Consider the following 21,822-nt stretch of genomic DNA (forward strand, 5'->3'; position numbering starts at 1 on the left):
GAGGCACGGCGAGCGTTGCGGGAGGCGCGGGAGCGGCGGGGGGCCGGGCAGGGCGGAGACGCGGAGGGGGCGTCGGGGGTGAGGGCTTCGGTGGGGGAGGGGGCTGCTTCGGGAGGGCGGGAGCCTGCCTCGGGGGAGTCTGCTGCGGGAGGGCAGGGGTCTGCTCAGGGAAGGCAGCAGCCCGCCCAGGGAAGGCAGGATTCCGCTCAGGCAGGGGGTGAGGCCGACCTGGCAGGGCGTGAGTCCGGTCAGGTAGGGCATGCGGCCGCCGCCGAGGCAGGGCAAGGGGCGCCTTCGGAGGAGGATGCGGCGTCGGAGCGGGGCGCTGTGCATCCGGCGCGTCGCGAGGTGCGGCCGGCCGATGCTGCCCGGGCGGCGCTGAGGCAGGCGTTGTCGGCGAGGCGTGTTGGGGCCGAGCGGGAGCGGGGGGAACGGGGCGCGGGGGAGGGGGAGCCCGACGGGGGTCGTACGGATGAGGCGGCTTCGGCTGGAGGCGGCGCGGACGGGGCTGCCGGTGAGCAGAGGGGTGATGCCGGGGACTTCGGGGGGTCCATGGTCGGCTCGGGGCGGCGCGCGGGGGCGGTCGATGAGTCGGGTGATGGCGGTGCGGCATTGAGTGGGTCCTCGGTGGGCTCGGGCCGGCGCCGGGGGGCGGCCGATGCGTCGGGTGGGGGCGGCGTGGCCTCGGGTGAGTCCTCGGCGGGCTCGGATCGGCGCCCGGGGGCGGTCGGCGAGTCGGGTGGGGGTGGTGTGGCCTCGGGCGAGTCCGTGGTTGGCTCGGGGCGGCGTGCGGGAGCGGTCGCTGAGCCGGACGGGGCCGTCGTGACCTCGGGTGGCCGCACTTCCGCCCCCGGCAGCCCTGCTCCCGACTCAGGCGGCCCCGCTCCTGACTCGGGTTCGGGTGCCCGCACTCCCGACTCGGGCAGCCCTACTCCCGACTCGGGCGGCCCCGCTGATGACTCAGGCGGCCCCGCTCCTGACTCAGGTGACCCCGCTCCCGCCTCAGGCGGCCCCATCCCCGACTCGGGTGGGCACGAATCGGGCGGTGGTTCTGGCGTGGGAACGGCGCGGCGCCCTGATACCGCGGGCCCGCGTCCAGGGGACGCCGCGCGGGAGGCCTTGCGGGCTGCGCGTGGGGCGGCGCGGCGGGCGCGGGATGACGAGGCTGTGGTGAGGGGGGCCGTCGGCGAGCGTGGGGCGCGGCGGGCCGTGCCGTCTCGGCGGCCGTCGCCGGGTGGTGTTCGGGGGCGGGGTGCCGGTGGACGCGCCCTTGAGCTGCGCGAGTTGCTCGCGGACGCGTTTCGGATGCCGGCCGGGACGGAGGAGGCCGGGGAGCCGAGGGAGGGGGCCGACCACAACGCCGCTTCGGGGCAAGGGAGTTCCCATCGCGCGGCGCCCATCCCCACCGACCAGGCCGACACCCTCGTACCCCCTGCCGTACCCCCCGCCGTACCCCCTACGCAACACCCGCACGACACGGCACCCGACGCCGCCCCACCCCTCCCACGCGTCCCCCACTCCATGGCCGCCCCCTCGCGCGACGGAGAACTGCGGCGCACCTTCCCGGCGTTGCCGTCGCCCGCGACCCGCACGTCTTCCACCGCCGCCGACCCCGCCGCCTCCCCCCAGTTCGCCGAGACCTGGTGGGGCAACGCCTGGATCGGCGCGCTCGAACAAGGCGCTCTGGATCCCAAGCGGCTGGCGCGCGGCCGGACTTATGCCGAGCAGGGGCATGTGGACGCCATCACCGTCACGCCAGGTGTCGTACTCGCCTACGTGCAGGGCAGCCGTCCCCGCCCCTACCGCGTCCAGGTGCGCCTGCGGACGCTGGACGACGCCGAGTGGGCGCGGTTTCTGGACGTCGCCGTCGAGCGGCCCGGGCATATCGCGGCCCTGCTGGACCGGGAGTTGCCGCATTCGCTCGCGGACTGCGGGGTGCCGTTGCTGCCGGGGCCGCGTGATCTCGACCCGCACTGCAGCTGTCCCGACCGCGGTCACCCCTGCAAGCACGCCGCCGCCCTCTGCTACCAGACGGCCAGACTCCTCGACGCCGACCCCTTCGTGCTGCTCCTGCTGCGCGGCCGCGGTGAACGCGAGCTGCTCGACGCCCTCTCCCGGCTCAACGCCGCCCGCGCGGCCCGCGCCGCACAGGAGCGGGAACCCGCCCCGCTGCCCGGCGTACGCGCCACGGAGGTCCTTGCGGCCCGCCGACTTCCGCCGCTGCCACCACCGTTGCCAGCGCCCGCACACCCCGAGCAGCCCCCCGCCTACCCGGCCGCACCGGGCGGCCCCGACCCCTTCGCACTGGACCAGCTCGCCACCGACGCCGCCGCACGCGCGCACGCCCTGCTCACCACCGGCCGTGACCCGGTCGGCGAGCTGACGCTGTGGCAGGACGCGGTCCGGCTCGCCGCCGCCCGCCCCGGTTCCGGCCTCACCGCCGGCACCCGCGCCCTCTACGCCTCGCTCGCCTCCGCCGCCGAACGCACCCCGTCCGAGCTGGCCCGGGCGGTCGCCGCGTGGCGGCAGGGAGGCCTGGAAGGGCTCGCCGTGCTGGAGGAGCCCTGGGATCCGCCGGCCGGACGCTTCGACCGGGCCCGCCCGCTGCTGCTCGCCGCCGACCTGCCGGCGTTTCGGCCCTGGCGCAACCACCTCACCCACCCCCGCGGACACGTCCAGCTCCGCTTCGGCCGCGACGGCCTGTGGTACGCCTACGAATCGGAACCGGGCGACGAGGACTGGTGGCCCCGCGGCACCCCCGACCTGGACCCGGTGGGCGCCCTCACCGGCCTCGGCACACCGAACGACCTCTGAGGCCGGCCGCGATCGCCCACGAGGCCGCGTGGGCTGCCGACCCGACACCACCGCGACCCCTCGGCGCGCCCCACCGCTCCACCCCTCTCACCTCCAGGTCATCGCTTCGACCCGGTCTTCCCGCATCCCGTGAAGGCGGTGTGAGGGTTCACGGGTGATCCGCGGGAGTCAGGTGTGAGGACTGGGGGCCCATGGGCGTAACGGACAGAAACGGCGGTTAGCGTGGAGCGGTGAGTGAGACGACGACCCCCGCCCTCCAGTACCGCTTCGACGGCCCGGAAGACGCCCCGGTCCTCATCCTCGGTCCATCGCTTGGCACTACATGGCACATGTCGTAGAAACCGTCCACGGGTGTCCAGACAGTCCGGGGCGAGTGCGTTGGTGCAGGTCAGCGCCCTGTACCGTGAAATCGTCCACGGGGTTGGTGATACGCCTGTGATAGCTCGTGACACGTGAGGATCTCCGTCGGCTCGCTCCAGCGTGGGGTCCTGCGTAGACGGGACCTGATGCGACGACGCCCCGCCGGCCTGCTGCGGCGGGGCGTCGTCGTGCAGTTGGTTATGACGGATTGGGGCTCGCACTGGACGCTCGGTTGTACTCCGGTTCGCCGCTCTCGAGTACCCGGAGGAGCGAGGCGGTGACTACGCGGGCGGTGCGGCCTATCGGCAGCACGCGGCATGGGAATTCCCCGCGGCGAACGAGGTCGTAGCTCTTCGATCTCGACAAGCCCAACGCCCGGGCGGCGTCCTCGACGCTCGCCGTCCCACTCCAGGTGGCGCGTATGTGGTCGGGGCTGAACTGGCCGTGAGGCGTTTCGCTGCTCTTGCTGGGCATTCCTGTCAACAGTGCCTTTCGGGTCTGGTTGCTTCCCTTGGAGCGGGGAAGCGGGGAGACGCGGTGGACTGCCAATCGTCCGTGGATTCACCGGTTTCGGTAACCGGCCAATGACGGATACCCTGCTTCGCTCCGCGTTGGAGGTGAGCTGTATAGGGGCCAGTCAGCGCCAGCATCGCTAGTTGGAGCCGTCGGCATTGTCTCCATGCGCTTCCGATGGCGCACCATGTGGAGTGACGAGCCGAGTTTGGCTGGAGTGGGCGCGAAAGTATGCGCGGGGGATCGATCCGCTGCTGAATCCTCCGGGCACGCAGATTCCCCGTGATCCGACGCCGGATGAACTTGAGCCGCATCTGAAGGGCTGGAGTCCGCACCCGCCCGAGCGACGGGCGGGACCATGAGAACTGAGGCTGAAAGCGCGTATGGGAGGCTCTGAAGGAGCGTCGTATCCTCGCGCCTGAGAAAGGGACCGCAGCCGTAGCCGTTGCCGACGACCAAGTGTGAATGGTTTCCAGATACCTCGCCCTCTGTATCGGGGATGGCACGTAGAGATACTCTTGCGCCGTGCCGGGTGAAGAGGAGCACGTCAAGGGCGCCGAGGCGGTGCAGCGCGTCAAGCGGTGGCTTGAGGGCACCATGCGTGTGTCGCAGTCGTACACCAACATCGATGGTGCGTGGGCGCGGAAGCTCACCTTGCGGTGGCCAAACGGGAACGAGAGGCCCTTCTCGTACGACCTCGGCGGGATGATGCGAGGCGGCGAGTGGGAGGGCCAGATGTTCTGCGCCGAGGTGAAGTGGCGCAAGAACGCGAGTGATCAGGGTCCCGCTTACAAGAGCTTCCTGGCCAAGTGCTACGTGGCACTGAGCCAGGAGTACATGCTCGGCGACCACTACATGTGGATCAGCTGGGCGCCCTTCCGTGCCAATGACTGGGATCTGCTCACCAGCCCGCAGATGATCCGCGAGGCCGTGCTTGCGGAGTCGCTGAGGATCTTCGGCATCGAGGATCCGGAGGCGGCTGCCGAGTCGATCAAGGACGAGCTCGTGGAGGACTTGTCCGAACGGCTCTGGCTGGTCGTGATGTCAGAGAAGCAGGAGAAGCTGGTACCGCTGGACGACTGGCGTGGAGTCGTCGCCAACTTCTACAACAGCCAGGGGAGGTCGTCATGGTGACGCCTGTGGCGCCGGAGATCGACAGCGCTCTCGACCACCCCGATCCGCGGCAAGCGGTCGAGCGCGTCAAAGATGTGGTCCAGCGGCGTCTCCTGGATGTGTACCCCACCGCGCGGATCGTGCGGACGGACTTCTTCAACCACACCTACGTTCCAGACCTGTTGATGACCTGGAGTTCCGGCACTCGCAAGTCCGAACGACGCGTCTACCTTCGCGCGTCCTCTGACCCGGAACTCCTCGCATCGGATGTTCAGCTCTTCGAGCGCGAACAGCAGCCGCTGGTCGTGCCGCTTGCCCACCTCGGGACCGGGCCTGCACGAGAGCAGTTGGAAACAATCGCTGAGGAACGTCACACCCTTGTGCTCGATCCCTCCGGGCTCGGGGCGTTGCCTGCCCGCACCCCTACGCGGACGCCGACCGCTTTGGCGTCCGACGCGATCGTCGAGGGCGGTCGCGGCATCATGGGGGAGCGTCAGGTCGAGCGCTTCGTGCGTATGGTCGGGACGGGAGTGGAGGCGGCCCGTGAGGGGCAAGCCGACCCCACTCGCCTGGCTCTCTCAGAGGTCTCCCGGCACACCGTCCCGGATGTGTCGCGCCGCATGTCCACATTGATGGCGGCCATGTGGCAGGGCAGTGGTCGGTCGTTGTCGGAGTTCCCGGCCACTGTGCCCCACCAGACATCCCTCGACGAGACCTCACTGAGTCTGCTCCTTTCCTCGCCGGAGATCACGGATGAGGCTTTCTGGCGCCGCATCCGACCGCTCGTGGACGCCAACACGCTGCTGCGTACCGACATCACGGACACACCTAACCTCCAGCGGTTGATGCGCAGCGCAGTGCAGACGTGGAAGGGGCACGTATGCATGGTGGTCGAACCGGAATCGGTGAGGGCTGGCGGCCCATGGCGCTGGATCATCGACGATGGACATCTCGGCCTGCGCGGCCCTGACTTCGTGGCCTTCCTGGCCGCCAGCCGTAAGGATCTCCACGCTCCAGAGGAGTACGAGGCACCCCTGCTGGCCGAGGTCCGGGAACGGGCCGCCAGGTTCGCCATCCCCTTGACCTCGATCCGGATGCTGATGACCAACCGCAGCATCGGCTATGACGCACCCGGTGAGGACGTCACTCACGATCCGCAACTCGACGGGATCAGCGCTGCGTTGGGACAGGAGGAGGGTGTGGTCGAAGCGCAAGCCCTTACCCTCACCCGCGTCCCTCTGCGGTGCAATTTCGTCAGCAGGACTGCCAGCCCGCCGGGAGCGAGGGCACTTGTTCCATACGCCGAGCTGCTCGGTACGACTCTCCGGTTGATTCTGGGCTTGGACGCCGAAGATGCCGCACAGCTTGAGAATCTTCTCGATGGCGAGCCAGCCCCAGCCCGTTGGGAGCAGGCGGATCTTTTCGACGGCTAATGCCCATAGCCGCGCCGCATGTAGCACTTAGAAGGAGCCTGCTACGTCCATGGCCAACTCGGTGTGAAGTGCTGCTTTCCAGGCGCCTGACGTAGTGTCAGTCGCTGTGTTGGATGCATGTGGGATCAGATGACCCATGGGAGTCGTGGGACGCCAGCGAGCCCCAGCGGCTCTGACGGCAGCCGCCTTTCACGCCCTCTTCACGCGCTCGAAGACCCTTGCAGAAATAATCGCACCCCTCGCTGGCGTTCTCGATCTTCGAGCCGAGGAGGGGGAAGGTGTCGGGGCTGAAGCTGTTCCACAAGACGAGTAGCGGCGTGAGCGAGGTCACTCCGCGTCTTGCTGACGTCGAGGCGGATGTACAGGGCCTCATCGAGGCACACATGGAGACGCTGCTGGGCGTCCGCTTTCTGGCGAGCGAGTACGGCACCGGGCCGGTCCACGGCGGCCGGATCGACTCGCTCGGGCTGGACGAGAACGGCTCGCCGGTCATCGTCGAGTACAAGCGGGGTGTCGATGCCGGCGTCATCAACCAGGGCTTGTTCTATCTGGCGTGGCTGATGGACCACAGGGCAGAGTTCGAGCACCTCGTCCGCGATCGGCTCGGGAGTACGGCCGCGGCCCAGGTGTTGTGGAGCGGACCGCGCCTGATCTGTATCGCCGGCGACTTCACGCGCTACGACGTACACGCCGTACGTGAGCACCGGCGCTCGATCGACCTGGTCTGCTACCGGTACTTCGGCAGAGACCACTTCGGCCTTGAGACCGTGGCCTCGGTCACGGGGCGCTCGGCTGAGCCCAAGCGGGTACGCCGCCGCGCGTTCTGGGCGCAGTCCGTTCGACAGCAGGGCGGTGCGATGGCCGAGCTGGCTGCCGCGGTCGACGAGGTCCTCGTCGGCCTGGGGGACGGCGTCACCCGGGTGCAGCGGAAGCAGTACCGGGCCTATCAGCGGTTGCGGAACTTCGCCTGCCTCATCCCGCCCCAGCAGACCAAAGTGGTCGTCTACCTAAAAGCGGATCCGGCTGCGGTGGATTTGGTGCCGGGCTTTACCCGGGACGTGACGGGGCTCGGCCACCATGGCACGGGGGACCTGGAGGTTCAGCTGCGCACTGTGCAGGACTTGGAGCGTGCGCAGGATCTGTTCCGGCTGAGTTACGCCGTGGCGTGAGTAACCGGGGATCCACCGTTATATTGACGCCCGCTCAGAACTCGGCGTATTCACGCACGGCTGCGAGGAACTCCGTTGTGTCCGCGTGCGCGGGTCCAAGCGCGTCTCGGATTCGGGCGCTCTGCTGGATCATGAACGCTCGCTGCTCGGCGGGGGGGGATCGTCCAGGACGGTTCGGTGCGGACCGCGGTGAGGTGGCTGTGGGAGCCTGCCCAGCGGCGGCCTCCCGTGGCGAGCCAGTTCCATGTCCACCGTGGCGTCGAAGAAATCGGGGTCGTGCTGATCGTGTGTGCGCCGAAGGAGCAGGCCGGTCGTGGGGAGATCGGCGTAGGGGATTCTCGCCAGGCGTTCGTGAAGCCAGGCGACTGCGGACTCGGCAGGAGTCAGTGCGATGGTGCGGCGCTGAAGTTCCCCCGTGCGTACTGTGGTGTTCTTGGTCGTACTCGGAAAGTGTCCGTCGGTGCCGATGAGATGGTCATCGGCCAGAGCGGAGAAGGCCGTCAGGGGAAGGCCCGCGCAATGGCGTTTGACCACGATGATGCTGTCCGTGCAGGACCAGCGTGTTGAGGCCCTGGTGAGCCCGGGTGGCGGCGAGCTGCTCGGCAGTTCCAGCGGGCGTCTCCCCAGGGATCGATCAGCTGGAGGACATGCCCGGTGCAGCCCTCACCGCCGGCGTCGGCCGAGGGGAAGTGTTCGTTGAGGAACGCCGCAAGGACGTGAGCGTGGGCGCGGCTTGGGACCTGAGCGGGGCGGGCGTCCTCGCTGTACGCCGTAGCGCACAGCGGTATCCCGGCCGATCCCCCTGCGCATGATGCGCTCGTGAGGCAGGGGGCTGGACCGACTGTCCGGCAATCACAGAACGTCATGGATCACCTGATGCTGACGCAGGGTGCTTTGCAGCGGGTCGTAGTCGGCTTGATGGCAGGCTCGGAATCCGCCTGGCGCCGAGGAGGTATTGCTTACTTCTTATTTCCCGTGCAATGTAGGGCCTTAAGCGTCAAGTTATACGCGCCGCCCTGGCCGGGAACGACAGCGGACAGTGCCCACACCCGAAGGCATGGGCACTGCGCTTGGCCAGCAGTCGCGATCCTCAGGCCGCCCCTTCCCGGATGTACGAGATCCGGGAAGGGGTCAGAGGAGACTGACGAGCTTGTTTGTCAGCACCGTGATGACCGTCGTTACGGCGGCTGTTCCCGCTGCTTGGCACCAGCGGCTGCGGAGGATGTCCCCTAGCTGTCGGCCCAACCCAGTCGTCTGTCTTTCGTGATCTGTCTGACCCTGTAGGCGTTTCGGCATGTCCTGCCTCTCTCGTGGTCTCGCGTGGAGCCCTGGCCTTGTTGCCGGGGCGCGTGAGGGAGGAAGCGTGAACAGGCCGATATGCCAGGCGTCATCATAAGAGCTGCATGCCCCTGGGGCAGCTGTCTTACGGAAATTAGCGATAGGCAGTCAGGGAATGGGGAATAGGCGGAAGTTCAGGCGGACGGCATGTTCCTACTCTCCGTTGTGGACGGGCCCTGGCCCCTTTCCGGGACCGGGGATGTGGTGTTGGCGGAACACGCGAGTGCGTGAGCTGGTCAGCGTAGGGATGCCGACGAGCGAGGTGGGGGTGCGGTCGGCGGAAGCGCGGCGGTGTGCTGTCGGGAGGCCGCCGGTCCGGGGCGGGAGACGGTGCGACGGGTGCCGATGCCGTGGGCGATTTCCTCGGCCAGGTGGGCGAGGAGCCCGGCGGGTGTGTCGGCGGTGGCGTCAATGGCCCAGGTGGGACGGCCGACGGTGGGGCCGGCCCAGAGGGTCCACGCGGTGAGCTCCATGCCCGTGCCCGATACGGCGGAGCTGTCGAGCGTGATGCCGGCGTCGCCCGGGGGTGTCTGCCAGAGACTGTGCTGTCCGTGAGTGGTGTGCCTCCAGCCGGCGTCGGTGAGGGGACGGGTCACCTGGGCGATCATCCTCGGAGTGATGGAGTTGCCGATGGCTGCGTCCCAGGCCCCTCCGGCGGCGAGGACGGCCAGCAGGGAGCTGAGCACGGGGGCGGGAGTGGCGGCTGCGACGGTCATCTGCCACAGCAGGCCGCTGACGGGTGTCTCGTACGCGGCGATGGTCCACTTAGGATCGCGGGATTGGGCGTCGTGGTCGAAGAGGGCGCGCAGGGTGAGCGATTCGTGGCTGGCGATGGTGGTGTTGTCGTCCCAGGTCCTGTACTTCTCCCAGTCGCCGTTTTCGGTGAAGAAGCCGTCGAGCATGGCCTCGTGGTCGCCGGGGTCGGCGGCGTAGGCGGGCACACCCTCGAGGGCCGGGACAGTCGCGTTCGAAGTGGTGTCACATGAGGTCGGTGCGGTCTGGGTCTGGGCAGCCTGGTGTTCAGCGTCGGTCATGGGGCGGGTCCGGGGTGTGAGAGGGCTACAGGGCGTAAGAGATGGGCACCCCGCCATGGAGGCGGGTCTGGCCCGGTGGGTTGCGGCTATCGGTGGATGCGCGCGGCGGCGGTGACCGTCGGCCGGTGTGGCGGTCCGGCCCGGGGATGTGGCGTCGACCGTGCCGGTGTGCTGGCGGCGGGCGAGGGAGCGGTGGCGCGGTTCCAGCGGGTGCGTAGGGAGCTCAGGTCGGCCAGGGCACGGCGGCTGCCGGTGACGAGTTGGTGAGGGGTGTTGGCCAGGTCGTCGGCGTAGGCGGTGATCCGTACGGCGACCGACTGGGCGCGGGCGAGGAGAGCGCGCTGGAGGATCTTCTCGCCCCAGTACTCGGGCGAGCCGGCGGGCGTGGAGACCACGGCCATCAGCTCTTTGGGGGTGAGGGAGCCGGTGAGCAGGCCGCGGTGCTGGGCCTCGCCGAGGACGGTGACGGGGTCGACCATGTCGCCGCGGTGGACCAGTGCGGTGATGGACTGCCACAGCGCGGCGTGCAGCGGCAGCAGGAAGTCCGCCTCGGTCAGCCACCGCATCTGACGGACCTCCGCCGGATACGCGGTTGCGGTCGCCAGGAGGAGGCGCTCTTCGTTGAGGGCCTCTTCGTCCGCCTGCCGTGGGACCTCCGCGGGGAGTGGCGTGCGGGGGAGCGATCCGGGGTGCGGGGCGAACTGTTGGGCGAGGGAGTCCAGGACGCGGCCGATGTCGTCGGCCATGCCGAGCGTCGCGGCGGCCGGGTTGGGCAGGCCCGGGTCGGCCGCGGTGGACGCGAGGCGCTCGGCGTGGGCACGCAGAACCCTGCGGGCGTTGTCGGCGCGGATCATCCTGGCGTACGCCGCAGCATGCTTCGGCAGCGGGCAGAACTGGATGAGGTGGTGCAGGTAGGAAGCGTTCAATCCGGGAGCGCGCGGACGCGCATGGTCCAGCACCGAGTTGAGCCAGGCGGTGTCCTTGGCATGGTCGGTGGGGTCGGGTGGTGGGAGCGTGCGGATCGCGGTGAACAGCGCGGCGTGGGTGTGGCTGTCGAAGTGTTGGGCGATCAGCGGATCGGTGTCGGTCAGACGGGCGGGTTCGAGGAGGAGGGCGCCGAGCAGGGCCTGCTCGGCGTAGTGCACCGGCTTCGGCGCCGGCGTGCGGTCGAGGTCGTCGTCCTCGTCGGGTTCGGGAGTGTGGGGCATCAGGCGGCGAGGGCGAAGTCGTCGGGATTGAAGGGTTTGTTGAGTTGTGGGGCGAGCAAGTGGGCGGCCAGGCGCGGGGGGACGGCGTTGCCGATCTGCGAGAAGGTCTGGCCCTTGTTGCCCTGCCACGGGTAGTCGGCGGGGAAGGTCTGAAGCACCCCCGCTTCCCGGGCGGTGATCTTGATCGGGGGCGGTGCCGCCCGGTGCTCGTCGTGCGGGAGGCCGGAGGCGGTGTCGGCGACCCAGGTGCACTCGTTGGCCCGGTGACCGAAGAACAGGGTGCCGGCGGGCTCGTCGGCACGGCGCACGGTCGCGTTGGTCTGGTTGTTGCTCCGCAGTGACCACGACCAGCGGTGCGCCTCGGCGGTGAAAGTGGGTCCCGGAGAAGCTGCGAGGCGGTTCTCACCGGGCCGGGAGGACCGGCCGGAGTCCTCCCGACGGGAGGCCAGGGCGAGTTCGGTGTCAGGGTGGGGTGTCCAGGTGCCGCGGTCGCGGGCATCGGTCAGCGTCTTGCGGGAGCCGGAGGGGAAGGGCTCGGGGCCGCCTCCCGGCCCGCCGCCCGCGCACACGGTGGGCACGGGACGGTCGGTGGCGCCCCAGCCCAGGGCCTGGGCCATGGACACCCAGCGAGCCCGGCCGGGCCCGAACAGCGACTCCGGTTCGGCGGACGGCGCGTGGGTGGGCGGCGGCGGTTCGGCGGTCCGCATACGGGAGGCGAGCAGGATCGCCCGCTTCCGCGTCTGGGGGACACCGTAGTCGGCGGCGTTGAGGACGCCGGTCCACACGGAGAACCCCCAAGTCCGCAGGATGGCCGCGTACTGCCGCCAGAGGGGCAGGACGTCGGGGACTTCTTCCATGAGCACCCACTCCGGCTCGCCCACTGTGTTTAGGGCGTGCAGGTAGCGCATGGGCTCGGCGGCGAGGAGTGAGCGTGGGTCCGCGCACGCGCCGAGCAGCTGCTCGCGGGTGTCACGTCCGGCGGCGAGATCGGAGACGGCCTGGTGAACGAGGGGCTGGTCGACCAGGCCGAGGCGCTTGCCCGCCATCGACCATGCCTGACACGGAGGCGAGGCGATCAGCCCGAGGATCCGGCCGGAGAAGATCCATGCCGGATAGACGGCGATATCGGTCCGGATCGTCAACTGCCCGGCCTTCGCTCGCGTCTTGCAGGCCCACTCGTCCCACTCCAGACCGACATCCCGCGCGCCCAGGACGGTCAGCGCGTGGCTCCAGCCGCCGGGACCGGCGAACAGGTCGAGGATGATCCGCCTCAAGAAGCCAGCCCGAAGTCGTCCTGCACGGGCTCGGCTTCACCCCGGCAGGCCCAGGCGAACGGCGCACCCTCGTACGGGTTGGCGGACAGCGCGTTGGCGAGGTCGTTCCCGGCGAGCGATGAGCCGTGCACGACCGAGGCCATCAGCTCCAGGCCGGAGCGGCTGCCGGCGAGGCTGGTGTACGCGCTGTCGTCGAGGGCGATCAGGTGCCTCAGGGCGGTGGCCGTGAGGTCCTGGCTCGCGAGCAACAGCGGGCCGATGCGGCGCAGCGCGTCGGTGCCGGGGGTGTAGGAGGTCTCGCGTACACGTGCGTGAAGGGCTTCGAAGTCGCGGGCCGGTTCACGGAGTTGACGGACTTCTTCGGTCAGGTCGAGCGGAGGTGTGGAGATGGATTGCTCCCGGGCGGTGGTTCAGCGGCGTGGGGTGGTTGCCGGTGTGACGGTGGGGATCGGGCGGGGCGTAGCCCTGGGGGCTGAGCCGGTCCCTGTCAGGGGTAGTCCCAGGACTGAGGTGAGGGCCGTGATGCCTGCTGGTGCCAGGTGTACGCGGTCTTGGGCCGGGGCGCCGATGTAGGCACCGGGAGCAGAGGCCGGGGTCCGTACCGCGAGACCCTTGGCCTCCAGAGCTCGAAGTGTGCTCATCAGGACCTTGGGCTCCCGGGACCGCGTGAACTCCCGCCCCAGGGAGGCACTCGCCACGACATGACCGCAGGCGATCTGCTCCAGGGCAGTGCGCTGAGTGGCGGTGAGCCGTGCTTCCGGTGCCGCGGCGGTCGACCAGCGGCGTTGCCGCATCTCCGCGTTGAGGCTCGCGGCGCAGCCGACCACGGCTTGCGGAGCCAGCGCGGTCAGCTCACGAGCTGCCTGAACACCCGAGTCGGCCGACGCGGTGCTGAGAAAGGCGAGCTGTTTCAGCCGCACCAGCGTCTCCGCCAACTCAATGCTGTCGTAGAGCCGTTCATCCTGGATGGTCTTGACGGCGACGCGGGTGTCGGACGCCAGGCGCTGAGCGGAGGTGGCATGGACCTGCGGCTCGCGTTCGGGTGCCTCGCGAAGGAGAAGGTCGAGCGCGTCGTTGTGCCGGGTGTACTGGCCGGCGAGGAGGAGCAGCCGCTCGACGGGCGTTAGCGGCGGCGGCACGTCGAACAGCAGGGATTCGGCGGGCGCCCTGGTCATGAGCGGCGCCGTATGGTCGGGGACGGCGTGGCCGCGGCGGTGGTCGGGCTCGGTGACGCGGTACTGCGGGGCACGCGGTGGGGCGGTGAGGGCGAGGATTCGCGGGATGTCATGCCTTGCTCAATGTGCGATCGGGCGATACGGACAGGGTGTTCCGGGATTCATGCGGCCGGGCCGAAGTCGTCTTGGGAGGGAGCAGACTTGGCGACGGCGCGCGCGGTGATGGCCTTGGACGCGCGGGCGGAGGCCGAGGCGAGAGCATCGGCGCCGGGTTCCTGGTACCAGGGGCGCAGGTCGAGCATGGCGGCGCGCATGCCGGTGGCGAAGCACAAGGCGGTGCCTTTGGGCAGGGCGCGGATCGCGTCCGGGGGCAGGATCCGTTCCTGCCGCATCGACACCGAGGTCGACTTCCCCGACTCGGAGGTGGAGGTCGAGGTGGTCTCCACGTCGTGGTCACCGATGAGGCGGGAGAGCTTGTCGGCGAAGTCGGGGTCGTCGATGCCGCTCCCGATGATCTTGACCGTGCTCGCGGACCACATGGCGTCCATGCCCGCGTCCCCCCAGACCTTCTGGCCCTGGCGGTAGGACTGCAGGATGGTGATCGGGATGATCCCGCGCGAGCCCAAGTGGGAGTACAGGTCGGGGAGATCGCTGATCTTGCAGACGTTGGCGGCCTCGTCGAGGATCGCCAGCATGGGAGGGTCGAGGCGTCCGTCGGCGCGTTCGGCCTGAGCGGTCGCGGCGCGCATCACGGAGTCCGCGCACGCCGCGATCAGGGCGGAGGCTCCGCCTCCGCCATCCTTCGACAGCAGGTAGAGGGTGTCGGCAGAGGTGACGAACTCGGCGGGCCGGAATTCGGAGACATCCTTCTGCGGGGTGACCCAGGCGGCGATCTCGGTGTTGAGGAGGGCCGCTGCGTACTGGCGGGCAGTCTCGTAGATGCCGTCACGGGTCTCGGGCGGTCCTTCGACCGTGCCCTTGAGCTGGGCGGCGACCGCAGTGAACTGGTGGTCGCGCAGGATGTCCAGCGGGGTGCGGTCGGCGGGGAACGCGAGCCAGGTCATGACGTCGGTGATCGGCCGTTCGTCGAGGGAGGCGGCGAGGAACAGCTGACTGAGGATGTTGCTGCCGGCCTTGGACCAGAAGTCGCCCTGCTGGGAGGCGTCCACGGACGCGGCCAGGAAGTGGCCGGCCAACCTGCCCGCCCCGTCGAGAGTCTTGGCGTCGGCGAGCGGGTTCCACCACATCTGTCGGGTGGCGTGGGCGATCTGCTGCGGGTCCATCGACCACACCCGTCCCGCCGAGGCGCGGGCGCCCAGGGTGGCGGTGTAGGCGTCACCGGCGGCCTTGTTCGAGGTGAGCAGGACAGGGCCAGGGGCGTTCAGGATGGACGGGATCGCCAGCGAGGTGGTCTTGCCGGAACGGGGAGCCATGATTGCGACGGCGACGTCCTCGTACCCCATCCGGACTTCGTGGCGAGTGCCTTGCAAGTTGCCGAGGAGGATGCCGGTGTCGTCCGGGTCGATGTGTTTGGCGTTCCCCAGGCTCGGCCGAAGTGAACGCGCCTTTGCGGTGATCGCCTTGGCCATCAGCGGCTCGATGTCCTTCGGCTTCGCCATCGAGGCGACCTTCCTTCGCCCGCTGGCGTTCTTGTGCCGAGCCCAGACGACAGCGGTAGTCAGCGCGAACGCGGTCATGACGGTGACGGGGAAGATGCGGGTGGCCCAGAGCAGGGACGATTCTCCGGCCTGGGGCCAGAGCCGAGCTGGATGGAGCAGGGCATCGACCGGTCGGTACGGCGCCCAGGGTGCTGAGGCGGTGATCCGGGCAGTGAGGTTGCCGCACAGCCAGGCGAGGTTGGACAGGGGGACGGCGATGGCGAGGGCACCGAGGAGGACCTTGAAGGCGATGTCGTAGCCGTCGTTGCTGGAAGAGGGTGAGGTGTTGGGCAGGGGGGGGTCCAGGAGGCGAGGGCGCGAGGGTGGTCAGCGAGTAGGGCGCGGTGGGGCTTCGGCCGGTGCGGCGGCACGGCCGCTGCGGCCGCACGTGGGCGTCGGGCGGCGAGGTCCTGGACGCGCTGTGCCAGCGGATCCAGCCCGATGCCCGGGGGCGGCGGTGCGGGGGCTGGCTGCAGGTGGGGGCGTACGAAGAGGGGGAGAACGGCCGGATCGCGGCGCAGCGCAGTGGCGTCGGTGAGGGCCCGTACGAGGGTGGCGACCAGGGGCCACGGGGTGCCGCCGCCGAGGTGGGCACGCCGATCACCGTGTCGGGGTCGCCGGGCAGCGTGCTGGTGACGAACCAGCTGTCCGGCCACGGTCCGACGCGCTCGACTCGCAGGAGGCTGTCGCGGGGCGACGCGGCACGATCGGAGTGCTCCAGCCAGTCGGCCGATTACAGGATCTCGAAAGGATCGTCGACCGCCGTGCGGGGGCGGCGCCGGTGAGGGCGTCCGCGAACGCGGCGAGGATCTCCACCGGAATGCGGGCTCCGAACCGTTCGAACCAAGCGGGGTGTTCGTCGGTGGGGGTGTGGAGGACCGTCCACCCCGGTTCGTCCGGGTCTGGATACTGGATCAATTCGGCCTGTTGGTTGCAGCGGATCAGGTGGACGTATGAGGAGAGCGGGATGTGCTCGTAGCGACACCGCAGGCCTGGTTGAGGGCTGCGGTGATGCAGCGGGGGTCCTCGCCGCCCGCCAGGCTGGGCGGGGGGACGAGGACCTCGTCGGCCGCGTCGTGGGGCAGGACGCGCATCCGCCTCACCTCCGGGCCACCGGTGCGGGGCTCGCGGATTCCGCGGGCGCGGGCCGGGGTGCGACGGCGTCCAGACAGGGCGGGGTGGCTTGGACGGCGGCGTGGATGGCGAGGACCGCTGGGGTGTGCAGGGCGAGTTCGTCCAGCGCGTGCCACGCCTCGGCGTTGCGGGCGTCGACCAGGTCGTCGTATCCCGCTGTGCCCGGACCGGCGGACGGCGGCAGTTCGTCGAGGCGTGCCCAGTAGTCGGCTTCGAGGGCGTCGAGTTGGTCGAGGGCGTCGTCGACTGCCGAGAGGCGCCACGGCCAGGCCGGCTGGACGGTACGAGCGGGCAGGTGCTGGAGCTGGACGGCGGCGGTGGAGATCAGGTCGCGGGCGAAGGGGCGGATGCGGGCGGCAGCCGACCAGGTGTCGGCGTCGCGCAGGGCTGCGCGCCGCCCGTAGGACTCGGCGTCGTAGGGCCAGCCGTCGGGGCCGGTGTGCTGGTCGGAGTAGGCGTCCCACGCGTCCAAGAGCTGCTCGCTGGTGCGCACGAACACGGCGAGCTGGTCGAGGCGTTGTTGATGGACGACGCTAGGGGAGGAAAGCGGGGAGGCCAGGGTTGGATCTTCCTTGTTCATCGGGCGTGTGCCGCCGTCGGCACCGAGGCCGGGACGGGGGCGGCCGTCGTGGCGGCGGCGTCGAGTCGTCCGCAGCGTCGGGCTGTGCGGACGAGGGCTTGGATGCCTTTGACGCGCTGCTGGTGGGCGTCGGCGACAACGCGGCCGGTGCGGCTGGTCCGCTCGTGTTGGACTCCGAATGGCCAGCCGTGCTGGCCCAAGCCGCGCAGAAGCGGTTCGGTACTTGTCAGAGCGGTGATGAAACCGGCGACGGCGTGCGCGGGCGTGTGCTGGTTGAGCCAGCCGTCCCATACCGCAAGGCCGTCTAGGGGGCTCTCGTCGGCAGCAGCGGGGTACTTCTTCGCGCGGATACGCCAGGAGAAGGAGGCGAACTCGATGTCGAGGGGACGGCTGTATTCGACGACCATCCGCCGGTCGGGCGACAGGGCTTCTAGTCCTGTGCCGTTCTCGCTCTGGGTGACGCTCCAGTTGGCCTCGCGGAAGAGGCCCCACGGGTCGGGGGCGTCGGCGGGCGCGGAGGTGAGGAGCGTGTCGGTGAGCCCGGCCAGGATTTCGGCCGGGACCTGTCGGCTGAACGAGGCGGACCAGGTGGTGGCTTCTGACGGCTTGGCGGTCAGGTGCCACCAGCGGCTCGGGGTGAACTGACTCGCCACCTCCAGGCGGGCCGACAGGTCCGGGCTGTCGAGCTGGGTCTGCGGACAGGCCGGATCGGAGGTGACGCTCCAGCCGGCGGCGAGCAGGGCATGGGTGATGTGGCGGGCATCGCCGGAGCCTGCGAGATATCGGGGGCTGGTGACGTGGAGGAAGTGCGACTCATGGTCGTGCCGGAAGGTGGCGAGCTGCCGTTCGGTCACCGGCACGTGCTGCCGCCCGTCTGGTGGCTGACGGCTGTGCGGCTCGGGCCCTGTGCGAAGGCGGGCAGCGTGCCGTCGTGCGTGTGGCCGTGTTGGCTGGCGGTGGTGGCGTCGAGGCGGCGGAGCACGCGTGGGGTCATGGCTGTGTCCCCAGGAGACGTCGGCAGGTTGGTGGTCGGGGGGTGAGCATCGATGTCCTTGCGAGAAACGGTCGGTGCGGTGGTTCGGCCGGAGCGGCTGCCGCCCCCTAGCGGCGCTTCCTTCGATGCGCTGGCCCTGCTCGATCGGGGCGTGGCCGCCGCACTGGGCGGACCACTTCACCGCGTTCGGCGGGGTGGATGCGACACCAGGACTCGCGCGGCTCGGGCGCGGTGGGTTCCAGGGCCAGATGGAGCTGCCCGTCGGGGCTCTCCGGCAGGACGTGCGGGTAGCCGGGCACCGACTGGTTGCTCCACCCGGCGGCGAGCAGGTTCTCGGTCACATGCCGGAGATCACCGCCGCTGGCCAGGTGCCGCAGCGTGACCTCGTCCAACCACCGTGAACGGTGGGGAAGTAGAAGCGTTCGTGGCTCACCGGACCCGGCCCGACTGCCCGGCGTACGGGCGCGTGCCGGGCGGGGTGCGGGACCGTTGGGTGGCGAAGGAGTTACGGGTCCACGTGGCCGCTCGGGCGGCGGTGATCCGGGCCTGCTGCCAGGCGCCGAGCTGGGATGGCAGGACGGAGACGGAGGTGGTGCGGATCCGCTGGGAGGGCGGGATGTGGCCGAGGGGCCGCAGCACCGGCTCCGGGTCCGCGAGCGCCGTGCTGAATGCCTGCACCAGGTGCATCGGCGTGGTCGGTGTGAACGTCGCCTCCCACACTCGGCCGTGTTCGTTGCGGGCGCCGACCCACCAGTGCGTCTGTCCGGGGTCCGACTGGTGGAAGCGAACGAAGGCGTCGCCGTCCGGGCTGCGGGCGGTGAAGTGCTGGCCGCGCTCGGTCTCCCAGCCCTGTTGCAGGAGGGGTTCCCACACGTTGGGGGCGTGCGCCGTGCGGGGCGTGAGCAGGGTGTCGGTAAGGCCGGCGACGATTTCGACGGGGGTGTGCCGGCCGAAGGTGGCGTGCCATGCGTCTTGGTGCGCGGTCTTCTTCCCGCTGATGGTCCAGCCTCCGGGCTGGGTGAAAGGGTCGTATCCGATGCGTACGGACTTGTCCGGGCTGTCGAAGACGACCGGCCCGCCGCTCTTGGACCTGTCCTTCCATCCGGAGGCGCGCAGGTACTCGGTGACGTGGCGCAGGTCCCCGCCGCCGGCGAGATGACGGGGCTCGACAAGGTAGTGCTGCTGGGCCTGCTGACCGGCGGCGCCCCAGCCGGCCCACTGCTTGCTCTGTCTCACCGGTGCCGCCTGACGACCATCGCCGATCCGGAAGGCCGCGCAGCCGGGCTGGTGGACGGGGCGGCGAGTGCGGCGAGCTGTTTGATCGCGCCGGTGTGCTCGTTGAGGTCGACGCCCACGCTGCCGAGTTCGTTGGCGGCGCGGCCCAGGGCTAGCCACACCTCGGGGTGCAGGATGCCGCGCTGGGAGTGGTCCTGGGCGAAGCGAGATCCGGTGGCGACAAGTTCGGTGACGCGCCCGAGCAGGCCCTCGTCGTAGTCGAGGACCTTGCCGAGGATCTGGGCGGCCTCGTTCGGCGGAGCGTGGTCCAAGAGCTGTGTGAGCAGGCCGAGTTGGAGCGCGATGTCGTCAGCGAGCCGTACGGAGTAGAAGGGCGGGGTGTTGGTCATGGGCCTCCTGAACGGGCCAGGTCGGGCGGCTAGTTGTGGTGACGGATGGGGTAGCTGTCGGCGATAGGGGCCGTGTCTCGGCGACGGGCTTCGTCGAGGGCGGCCTCGGGGTGTCCGCCGGCCAGCAGGTTCGTTCGGGTGCGGCTGTCGGCGGTGACGGCGCGCAGGTAGCGCCGGAAGAGGGCGGTGGCCAGGCGGGGCTTCCGGTTGGGGGTGATGGGTGGTGGGGTGCGGTCGGTTGTGCGGGGGACGGGGACTCCGGTTGAAGCGGGATTGGTTCGGTGGTTGGTCACCGCGTACGGCGACAGCGCGGCGCACGCGGGGCCGTGGGCGCGGCCACGGTGCGCTGGCGGCGTAGGGCCTGTACGGCGTCCTGATAGGCGGCGGGATCCCAGACGGCCTCGGTGATGTTGACCAGGTATCCGGCTATGAGCAGCGCGGGGACGGCGCTGGTGGCGAGCGTCTTCTTCTCGGCGTTGGTGAGGTGGGCGGGGACCTCGTGCCAGACGTAGACGGGCCCGGCCGTCGTCAGGGTGTTGCGTTTGAAACCGAGGCTGTCGAGCAGGGCCAGAAGCTCCTCGGGAGCGCCGGTGGGGGTGTCGGCGTGGACCGTGTCGGTCATCGGTCTGATGTAGATCGCGACGTCGGTGCCTTCATCGTCGGCGCGGTTTCCCACGTGCCGGCCTTCCGGTTCGGGGATCGGGTCAGCGGCTGCGGCCCGGGGACGTGACCGGCGGGCTCGGAGGCGCTACCGGGGTGGTGCTGGGGGCGGGCCGGACAGCCGGATTCCGCAGCGCGACGCCGACGCCCAGCTCGGACAATCGGTGGCCGGCGCCTCGTACGGAGGTTGCCTGGCGCGCGGAGTCGTCACCGGGCAGGACGAGGACGTCGCGTTCGGAGTCGAGGGCGAAGCCGTGGTCGGTCAGCGCTTGGACGACGTCGTCGCGGTCGGGCTTGTCGACGACGAGGGCGTCGCCGGACCAGGTCATCACCACGTTTTCCGGCTCAGCGGCCGATGAGGTCTCGAGGCGGGCGGCGTTGGTGCGGACCTGGGCCAGAGCCTTGTCGTACCGGGGCAGCAGGTCGTAGTGGATGTCCTCGGCGGCGCTGAACGGGTCGGCGGCCACAGTGATGCCGTCGGGCTCGCGGACGCCGCGGAACGCCTCGGCCGGTGCGTCGGCGGGGGCCATGGCGGCGATCAGGTATCCCTCGCCGGGGCCGGGGCCCTCGGCGATGAACAGCCGGGTGCTGTCGTCTCGGGTCAGTACGGCGCAGTGGTCCACGGCGTGCCGGGCCAGGGTGTCGGCGACGTCGTTCATGTCCCACACGTCGTTGGTGAGGGCGTCGTGGGCTGTCGCGTCACCGCGGTCCGGGTGGTATGTGCTGGTCCAGGCGCCGGCCAGTTCGCCGGCGAGGACGGTTGCGAATGAGCCGAGACCGGTGTCGGGGGCGGGGTCGTGCATGGTCTCCTCGAAAGGCATAAGGAATAGGGGCGGGGGTCAGTGCTGCTGGCTGGCCCGGGCCGGTGCGGTGACCGAGCTGGCGGCCATCAGGGTGCAAAGCGGTGCCAGTTGTGCGGCGGCGACCAGGGCGACCATGTGCGCCTCCGCGCGGGTCAAGCCGCCCTGCGACGCGGGGATGTTGCCGGGCAGGGCGCGGACGGTGGTGTCGAGGTCCTGCTGGATGCCGTGCAAGCGGCGGGTGATCAGCTCCAGTTGGTGTCCGGTGGCTCGGCCGTAGGCGCGCGGAAGGCGGTCGAGACGGTGGGCCGTGTGCTCGACGAGGCCGCGCACGGTTGCGAGCGCACCGGTGTTCTCGTCGGCGAGCTGCCGCAGCACTCCGGCGAGTTGGGCGGTGGCGTCGGCAGCACCGGGTGAGGCGCCGTGGGCTGGTGTGGTGGCGCGGTGCGCGCATCGGGCGGTCTGCTCGGAATCCGGGCCGCCGCCCTGCGGAGAGCGAAGGTCCAGTTCGGCCTCGATGCGTCGGCACTCTGCTGCCAGGAGCGCGGGCAGTTGGTGGGGCCGCGTGGTCCAGGTGCCGTCCGGGCGGATGAGGTTGGCGAGCAGGTCGAGACGGCCGGGCTGTGCCTGGACGGCGATCCAGCGGCATCCGTGGTCAGGGCCCAGCTGTACGGGTCCGCGTTCAGTCACTCAACGGCACCTGGTTCAGGAGGTATTCGATGGAGCGGCACCGGAAGTCGTAGCGCAGGGCGCTCAGGTAGAGGTGCCGGTACGTCCGCCACACGCCCGGGCCCGGCCCCGGGTCGAGGTCGGTAACGTCCCCGGGGGCGAGCACCACCAGCGCGTGTCGACGATCACGAAATTCCCCAGGTGGGGCGGGTTCCGCGTCACGTAATTCCCCACCCCCGCGGTCACGTAATTCCCCATGGGGACGACGGGT

24 protein-coding genes and 1 pseudogene are annotated in these 21,822 nt (G+C 70.2%); 5 read left to right on the top strand and 20 right to left on the bottom strand.

Annotated elements, in window-relative coordinates:
* Positions 1-1,305 precede the first annotated feature (1,305 nt).
* On the top strand, positions 1,306-2,814 hold the full coding sequence (locus ABZ848_RS27770) for an SWIM zinc finger family protein (protein WP_360836200.1): 1,509 nt from the start codon (positions 1,306-1,308) through the stop codon (positions 2,812-2,814).
* Positions 2,815-3,372: 558 nt separating this feature from the next.
* On the opposite strand, the gene ABZ848_RS27775 is transcribed toward ABZ848_RS27770, so the two are convergent.
* Positions 3,373-3,648 (bottom strand): helix-turn-helix domain-containing protein, encoded by a 276-nt coding sequence (locus ABZ848_RS27775; protein ID WP_360836202.1) that lies wholly within the window; start codon positions 3,646-3,648, stop codon positions 3,373-3,375.
* Positions 3,649-4,212: 564 nt separating this feature from the next.
* Here ABZ848_RS27775 and ABZ848_RS27780 point away from each other — a divergent pair.
* The 3 genes from ABZ848_RS27780 to ABZ848_RS27790 all read left to right on the top strand — a co-directional run bounded on the left by ABZ848_RS27780 (position 4,213) and on the right by ABZ848_RS27790 (position 7,402).
* Complete coding sequence (locus tag ABZ848_RS27780; protein WP_360836204.1) at positions 4,213-4,821, top strand: hypothetical protein; 609 nt, start codon at positions 4,213-4,215, stop codon at positions 4,819-4,821.
* On the top strand, positions 4,815-6,233 hold the full coding sequence (locus ABZ848_RS27785) for a hypothetical protein (RefSeq protein ID WP_360836206.1): 1,419 nt from the start codon (positions 4,815-4,817) through the stop codon (positions 6,231-6,233). Before ABZ848_RS27780 ends, ABZ848_RS27785 begins: the two co-directional genes overlap by 7 nt.
* Before the next feature lie 278 nt (positions 6,234-6,511).
* The gene (locus tag ABZ848_RS27790) at positions 6,512-7,402 is read left to right on the top strand and encodes a DUF5655 domain-containing protein (protein ID WP_360836207.1); all 891 of its coding nucleotides are present in this window, start codon (positions 6,512-6,514) and stop codon (positions 7,400-7,402) included.
* Between the two features lie 1,574 nt (positions 7,403-8,976).
* Here ABZ848_RS27790 and ABZ848_RS27795 read toward each other — a convergent pair.
* The 6 genes from ABZ848_RS27795 to ABZ848_RS27820 all read right to left on the bottom strand — a co-directional run bounded on the left by ABZ848_RS27795 (position 8,977) and on the right by ABZ848_RS27820 (position 15,383).
* Complete coding sequence (locus tag ABZ848_RS27795; RefSeq protein WP_360836209.1) at positions 8,977-9,774, bottom strand: DUF317 domain-containing protein; 798 nt, start codon at positions 9,772-9,774, stop codon at positions 8,977-8,979.
* 86 nt (positions 9,775-9,860) lie between these two features.
* Positions 9,861-10,982 carry a DnaB-like helicase N-terminal domain-containing protein gene (locus ABZ848_RS27800; RefSeq protein WP_360836211.1) on the bottom strand — a complete coding sequence of 374 codons (1,122 nt, stop codon included), beginning with the start codon at positions 10,980-10,982 and terminating at the stop codon, positions 9,861-9,863.
* Complete coding sequence (locus ABZ848_RS27805; protein ID WP_360836249.1) at positions 10,982-12,247, bottom strand: DNA cytosine methyltransferase; 1,266 nt, start codon at positions 12,245-12,247, stop codon at positions 10,982-10,984. Before ABZ848_RS27805 ends, ABZ848_RS27800 begins: the two co-directional genes overlap by 1 nt.
* Positions 12,248-12,252: 5 nt before the next feature.
* Positions 12,253-12,504 (bottom strand): hypothetical protein, encoded by a 252-nt coding sequence (locus ABZ848_RS27810; protein ID WP_360836213.1) that lies wholly within the window; start codon positions 12,502-12,504, stop codon positions 12,253-12,255.
* Between the two features lie 162 nt (positions 12,505-12,666).
* Positions 12,667-13,431 (bottom strand): hypothetical protein, encoded by a 765-nt coding sequence (locus ABZ848_RS27815; RefSeq protein ID WP_360836215.1) that lies wholly within the window; start codon positions 13,429-13,431, stop codon positions 12,667-12,669.
* Positions 13,432-13,592: 161 nt separating this feature from the next.
* On the bottom strand, positions 13,593-15,383 hold the full coding sequence (locus ABZ848_RS27820; protein WP_360836251.1) for a TraM recognition domain-containing protein: 1,791 nt from the start codon (positions 15,381-15,383) through the stop codon (positions 13,593-13,595).
* 50 nt (positions 15,384-15,433) lie between these two features.
* On the opposite strand from ABZ848_RS27820, the gene ABZ848_RS27825 reads away from it, so the two are divergent.
* Complete coding sequence (locus ABZ848_RS27825) at positions 15,434-15,874, top strand: hypothetical protein (protein ID WP_360836252.1); 441 nt, start codon at positions 15,434-15,436, stop codon at positions 15,872-15,874.
* Between the two features lie 43 nt (positions 15,875-15,917).
* On the opposite strand, the pseudogene ABZ848_RS27830 reads toward ABZ848_RS27825, so the two are convergent.
* From ABZ848_RS27830 to ABZ848_RS27890, 13 genes and pseudogenes are all read right to left on the bottom strand, one after another.
* Positions 15,918-16,007 (bottom strand): annotated as a pseudogene (locus ABZ848_RS27830) (hypothetical protein); the annotation flags it as partial.
* Between the two features lie 23 nt (positions 16,008-16,030).
* Positions 16,031-16,183, bottom strand: coding sequence for a hypothetical protein (locus ABZ848_RS27835; protein WP_360836216.1), 153 nt, complete (start codon positions 16,181-16,183; stop codon positions 16,031-16,033).
* A gap of 5 nt (positions 16,184-16,188) precedes the next feature.
* Complete coding sequence (locus ABZ848_RS27840) at positions 16,189-16,803, bottom strand: hypothetical protein (protein ID WP_360836217.1); 615 nt, start codon at positions 16,801-16,803, stop codon at positions 16,189-16,191.
* Entirely contained in the window at positions 16,800-17,657 is an 858-nt protein-coding gene (locus ABZ848_RS27845; protein ID WP_360836219.1) for a DUF317 domain-containing protein, read from the bottom strand. Before ABZ848_RS27845 ends, ABZ848_RS27840 begins: the two co-directional genes overlap by 4 nt.
* Entirely contained in the window at positions 17,654-17,797 is a 144-nt protein-coding gene (locus ABZ848_RS27850; RefSeq protein WP_360836220.1) for a hypothetical protein, read from the bottom strand. Before ABZ848_RS27850 ends, ABZ848_RS27845 begins: the two co-directional genes overlap by 4 nt.
* A 107-nt stretch (positions 17,798-17,904) precedes the next feature.
* Entirely contained in the window at positions 17,905-18,189 is a 285-nt protein-coding gene (locus ABZ848_RS27855; RefSeq protein ID WP_360836221.1) for a hypothetical protein, read from the bottom strand.
* Between the two features lie 37 nt (positions 18,190-18,226).
* Entirely contained in the window at positions 18,227-19,033 is an 807-nt protein-coding gene (locus ABZ848_RS27860) for a DUF317 domain-containing protein (protein WP_360836223.1), read from the bottom strand.
* Positions 19,030-19,422: a hypothetical protein gene (locus ABZ848_RS27865; protein WP_360836224.1), complete on the bottom strand. Its 393-nt coding sequence runs from the start codon at positions 19,420-19,422 to the stop codon at positions 19,030-19,032. Before ABZ848_RS27865 ends, ABZ848_RS27860 begins: the two co-directional genes overlap by 4 nt.
* Positions 19,423-19,451: 29 nt before the next feature.
* Positions 19,452-19,715 (bottom strand): hypothetical protein, encoded by a 264-nt coding sequence (locus ABZ848_RS27870; protein WP_360836226.1) that lies wholly within the window; start codon positions 19,713-19,715, stop codon positions 19,452-19,454.
* The gene (locus tag ABZ848_RS27875) at positions 19,712-20,044 is read right to left on the bottom strand and encodes a hypothetical protein (protein ID WP_360836228.1); all 333 of its coding nucleotides are present in this window, start codon (positions 20,042-20,044) and stop codon (positions 19,712-19,714) included. The genes ABZ848_RS27870 and ABZ848_RS27875 overlap by 4 nt, the downstream gene beginning before the upstream one ends.
* 82 nt (positions 20,045-20,126) lie before the next feature.
* Positions 20,127-20,885 (bottom strand): hypothetical protein, encoded by a 759-nt coding sequence (locus tag ABZ848_RS27880; protein ID WP_360836230.1) that lies wholly within the window; start codon positions 20,883-20,885, stop codon positions 20,127-20,129.
* Between the two features lie 36 nt (positions 20,886-20,921).
* A complete protein-coding gene (locus ABZ848_RS27885) occupies positions 20,922-21,572 on the bottom strand; it encodes a hypothetical protein (protein WP_360836232.1) in 651 nt (216 codons plus the stop codon).
* The gene (locus ABZ848_RS27890; RefSeq protein WP_360836234.1) at positions 21,565-21,720 is read right to left on the bottom strand and encodes a hypothetical protein; all 156 of its coding nucleotides are present in this window, start codon (positions 21,718-21,720) and stop codon (positions 21,565-21,567) included. Before ABZ848_RS27890 ends, ABZ848_RS27885 begins: the two co-directional genes overlap by 8 nt.
* Positions 21,721-21,822: the final 102 nt, after the last annotated feature.

The sequence above is a fragment of the Streptomyces sp. NPDC047081 genome (assembly GCF_040643775.1).
In the GTDB taxonomy this organism is placed as follows: domain Bacteria; phylum Actinomycetota; class Actinomycetes; order Streptomycetales; family Streptomycetaceae; genus Streptomyces.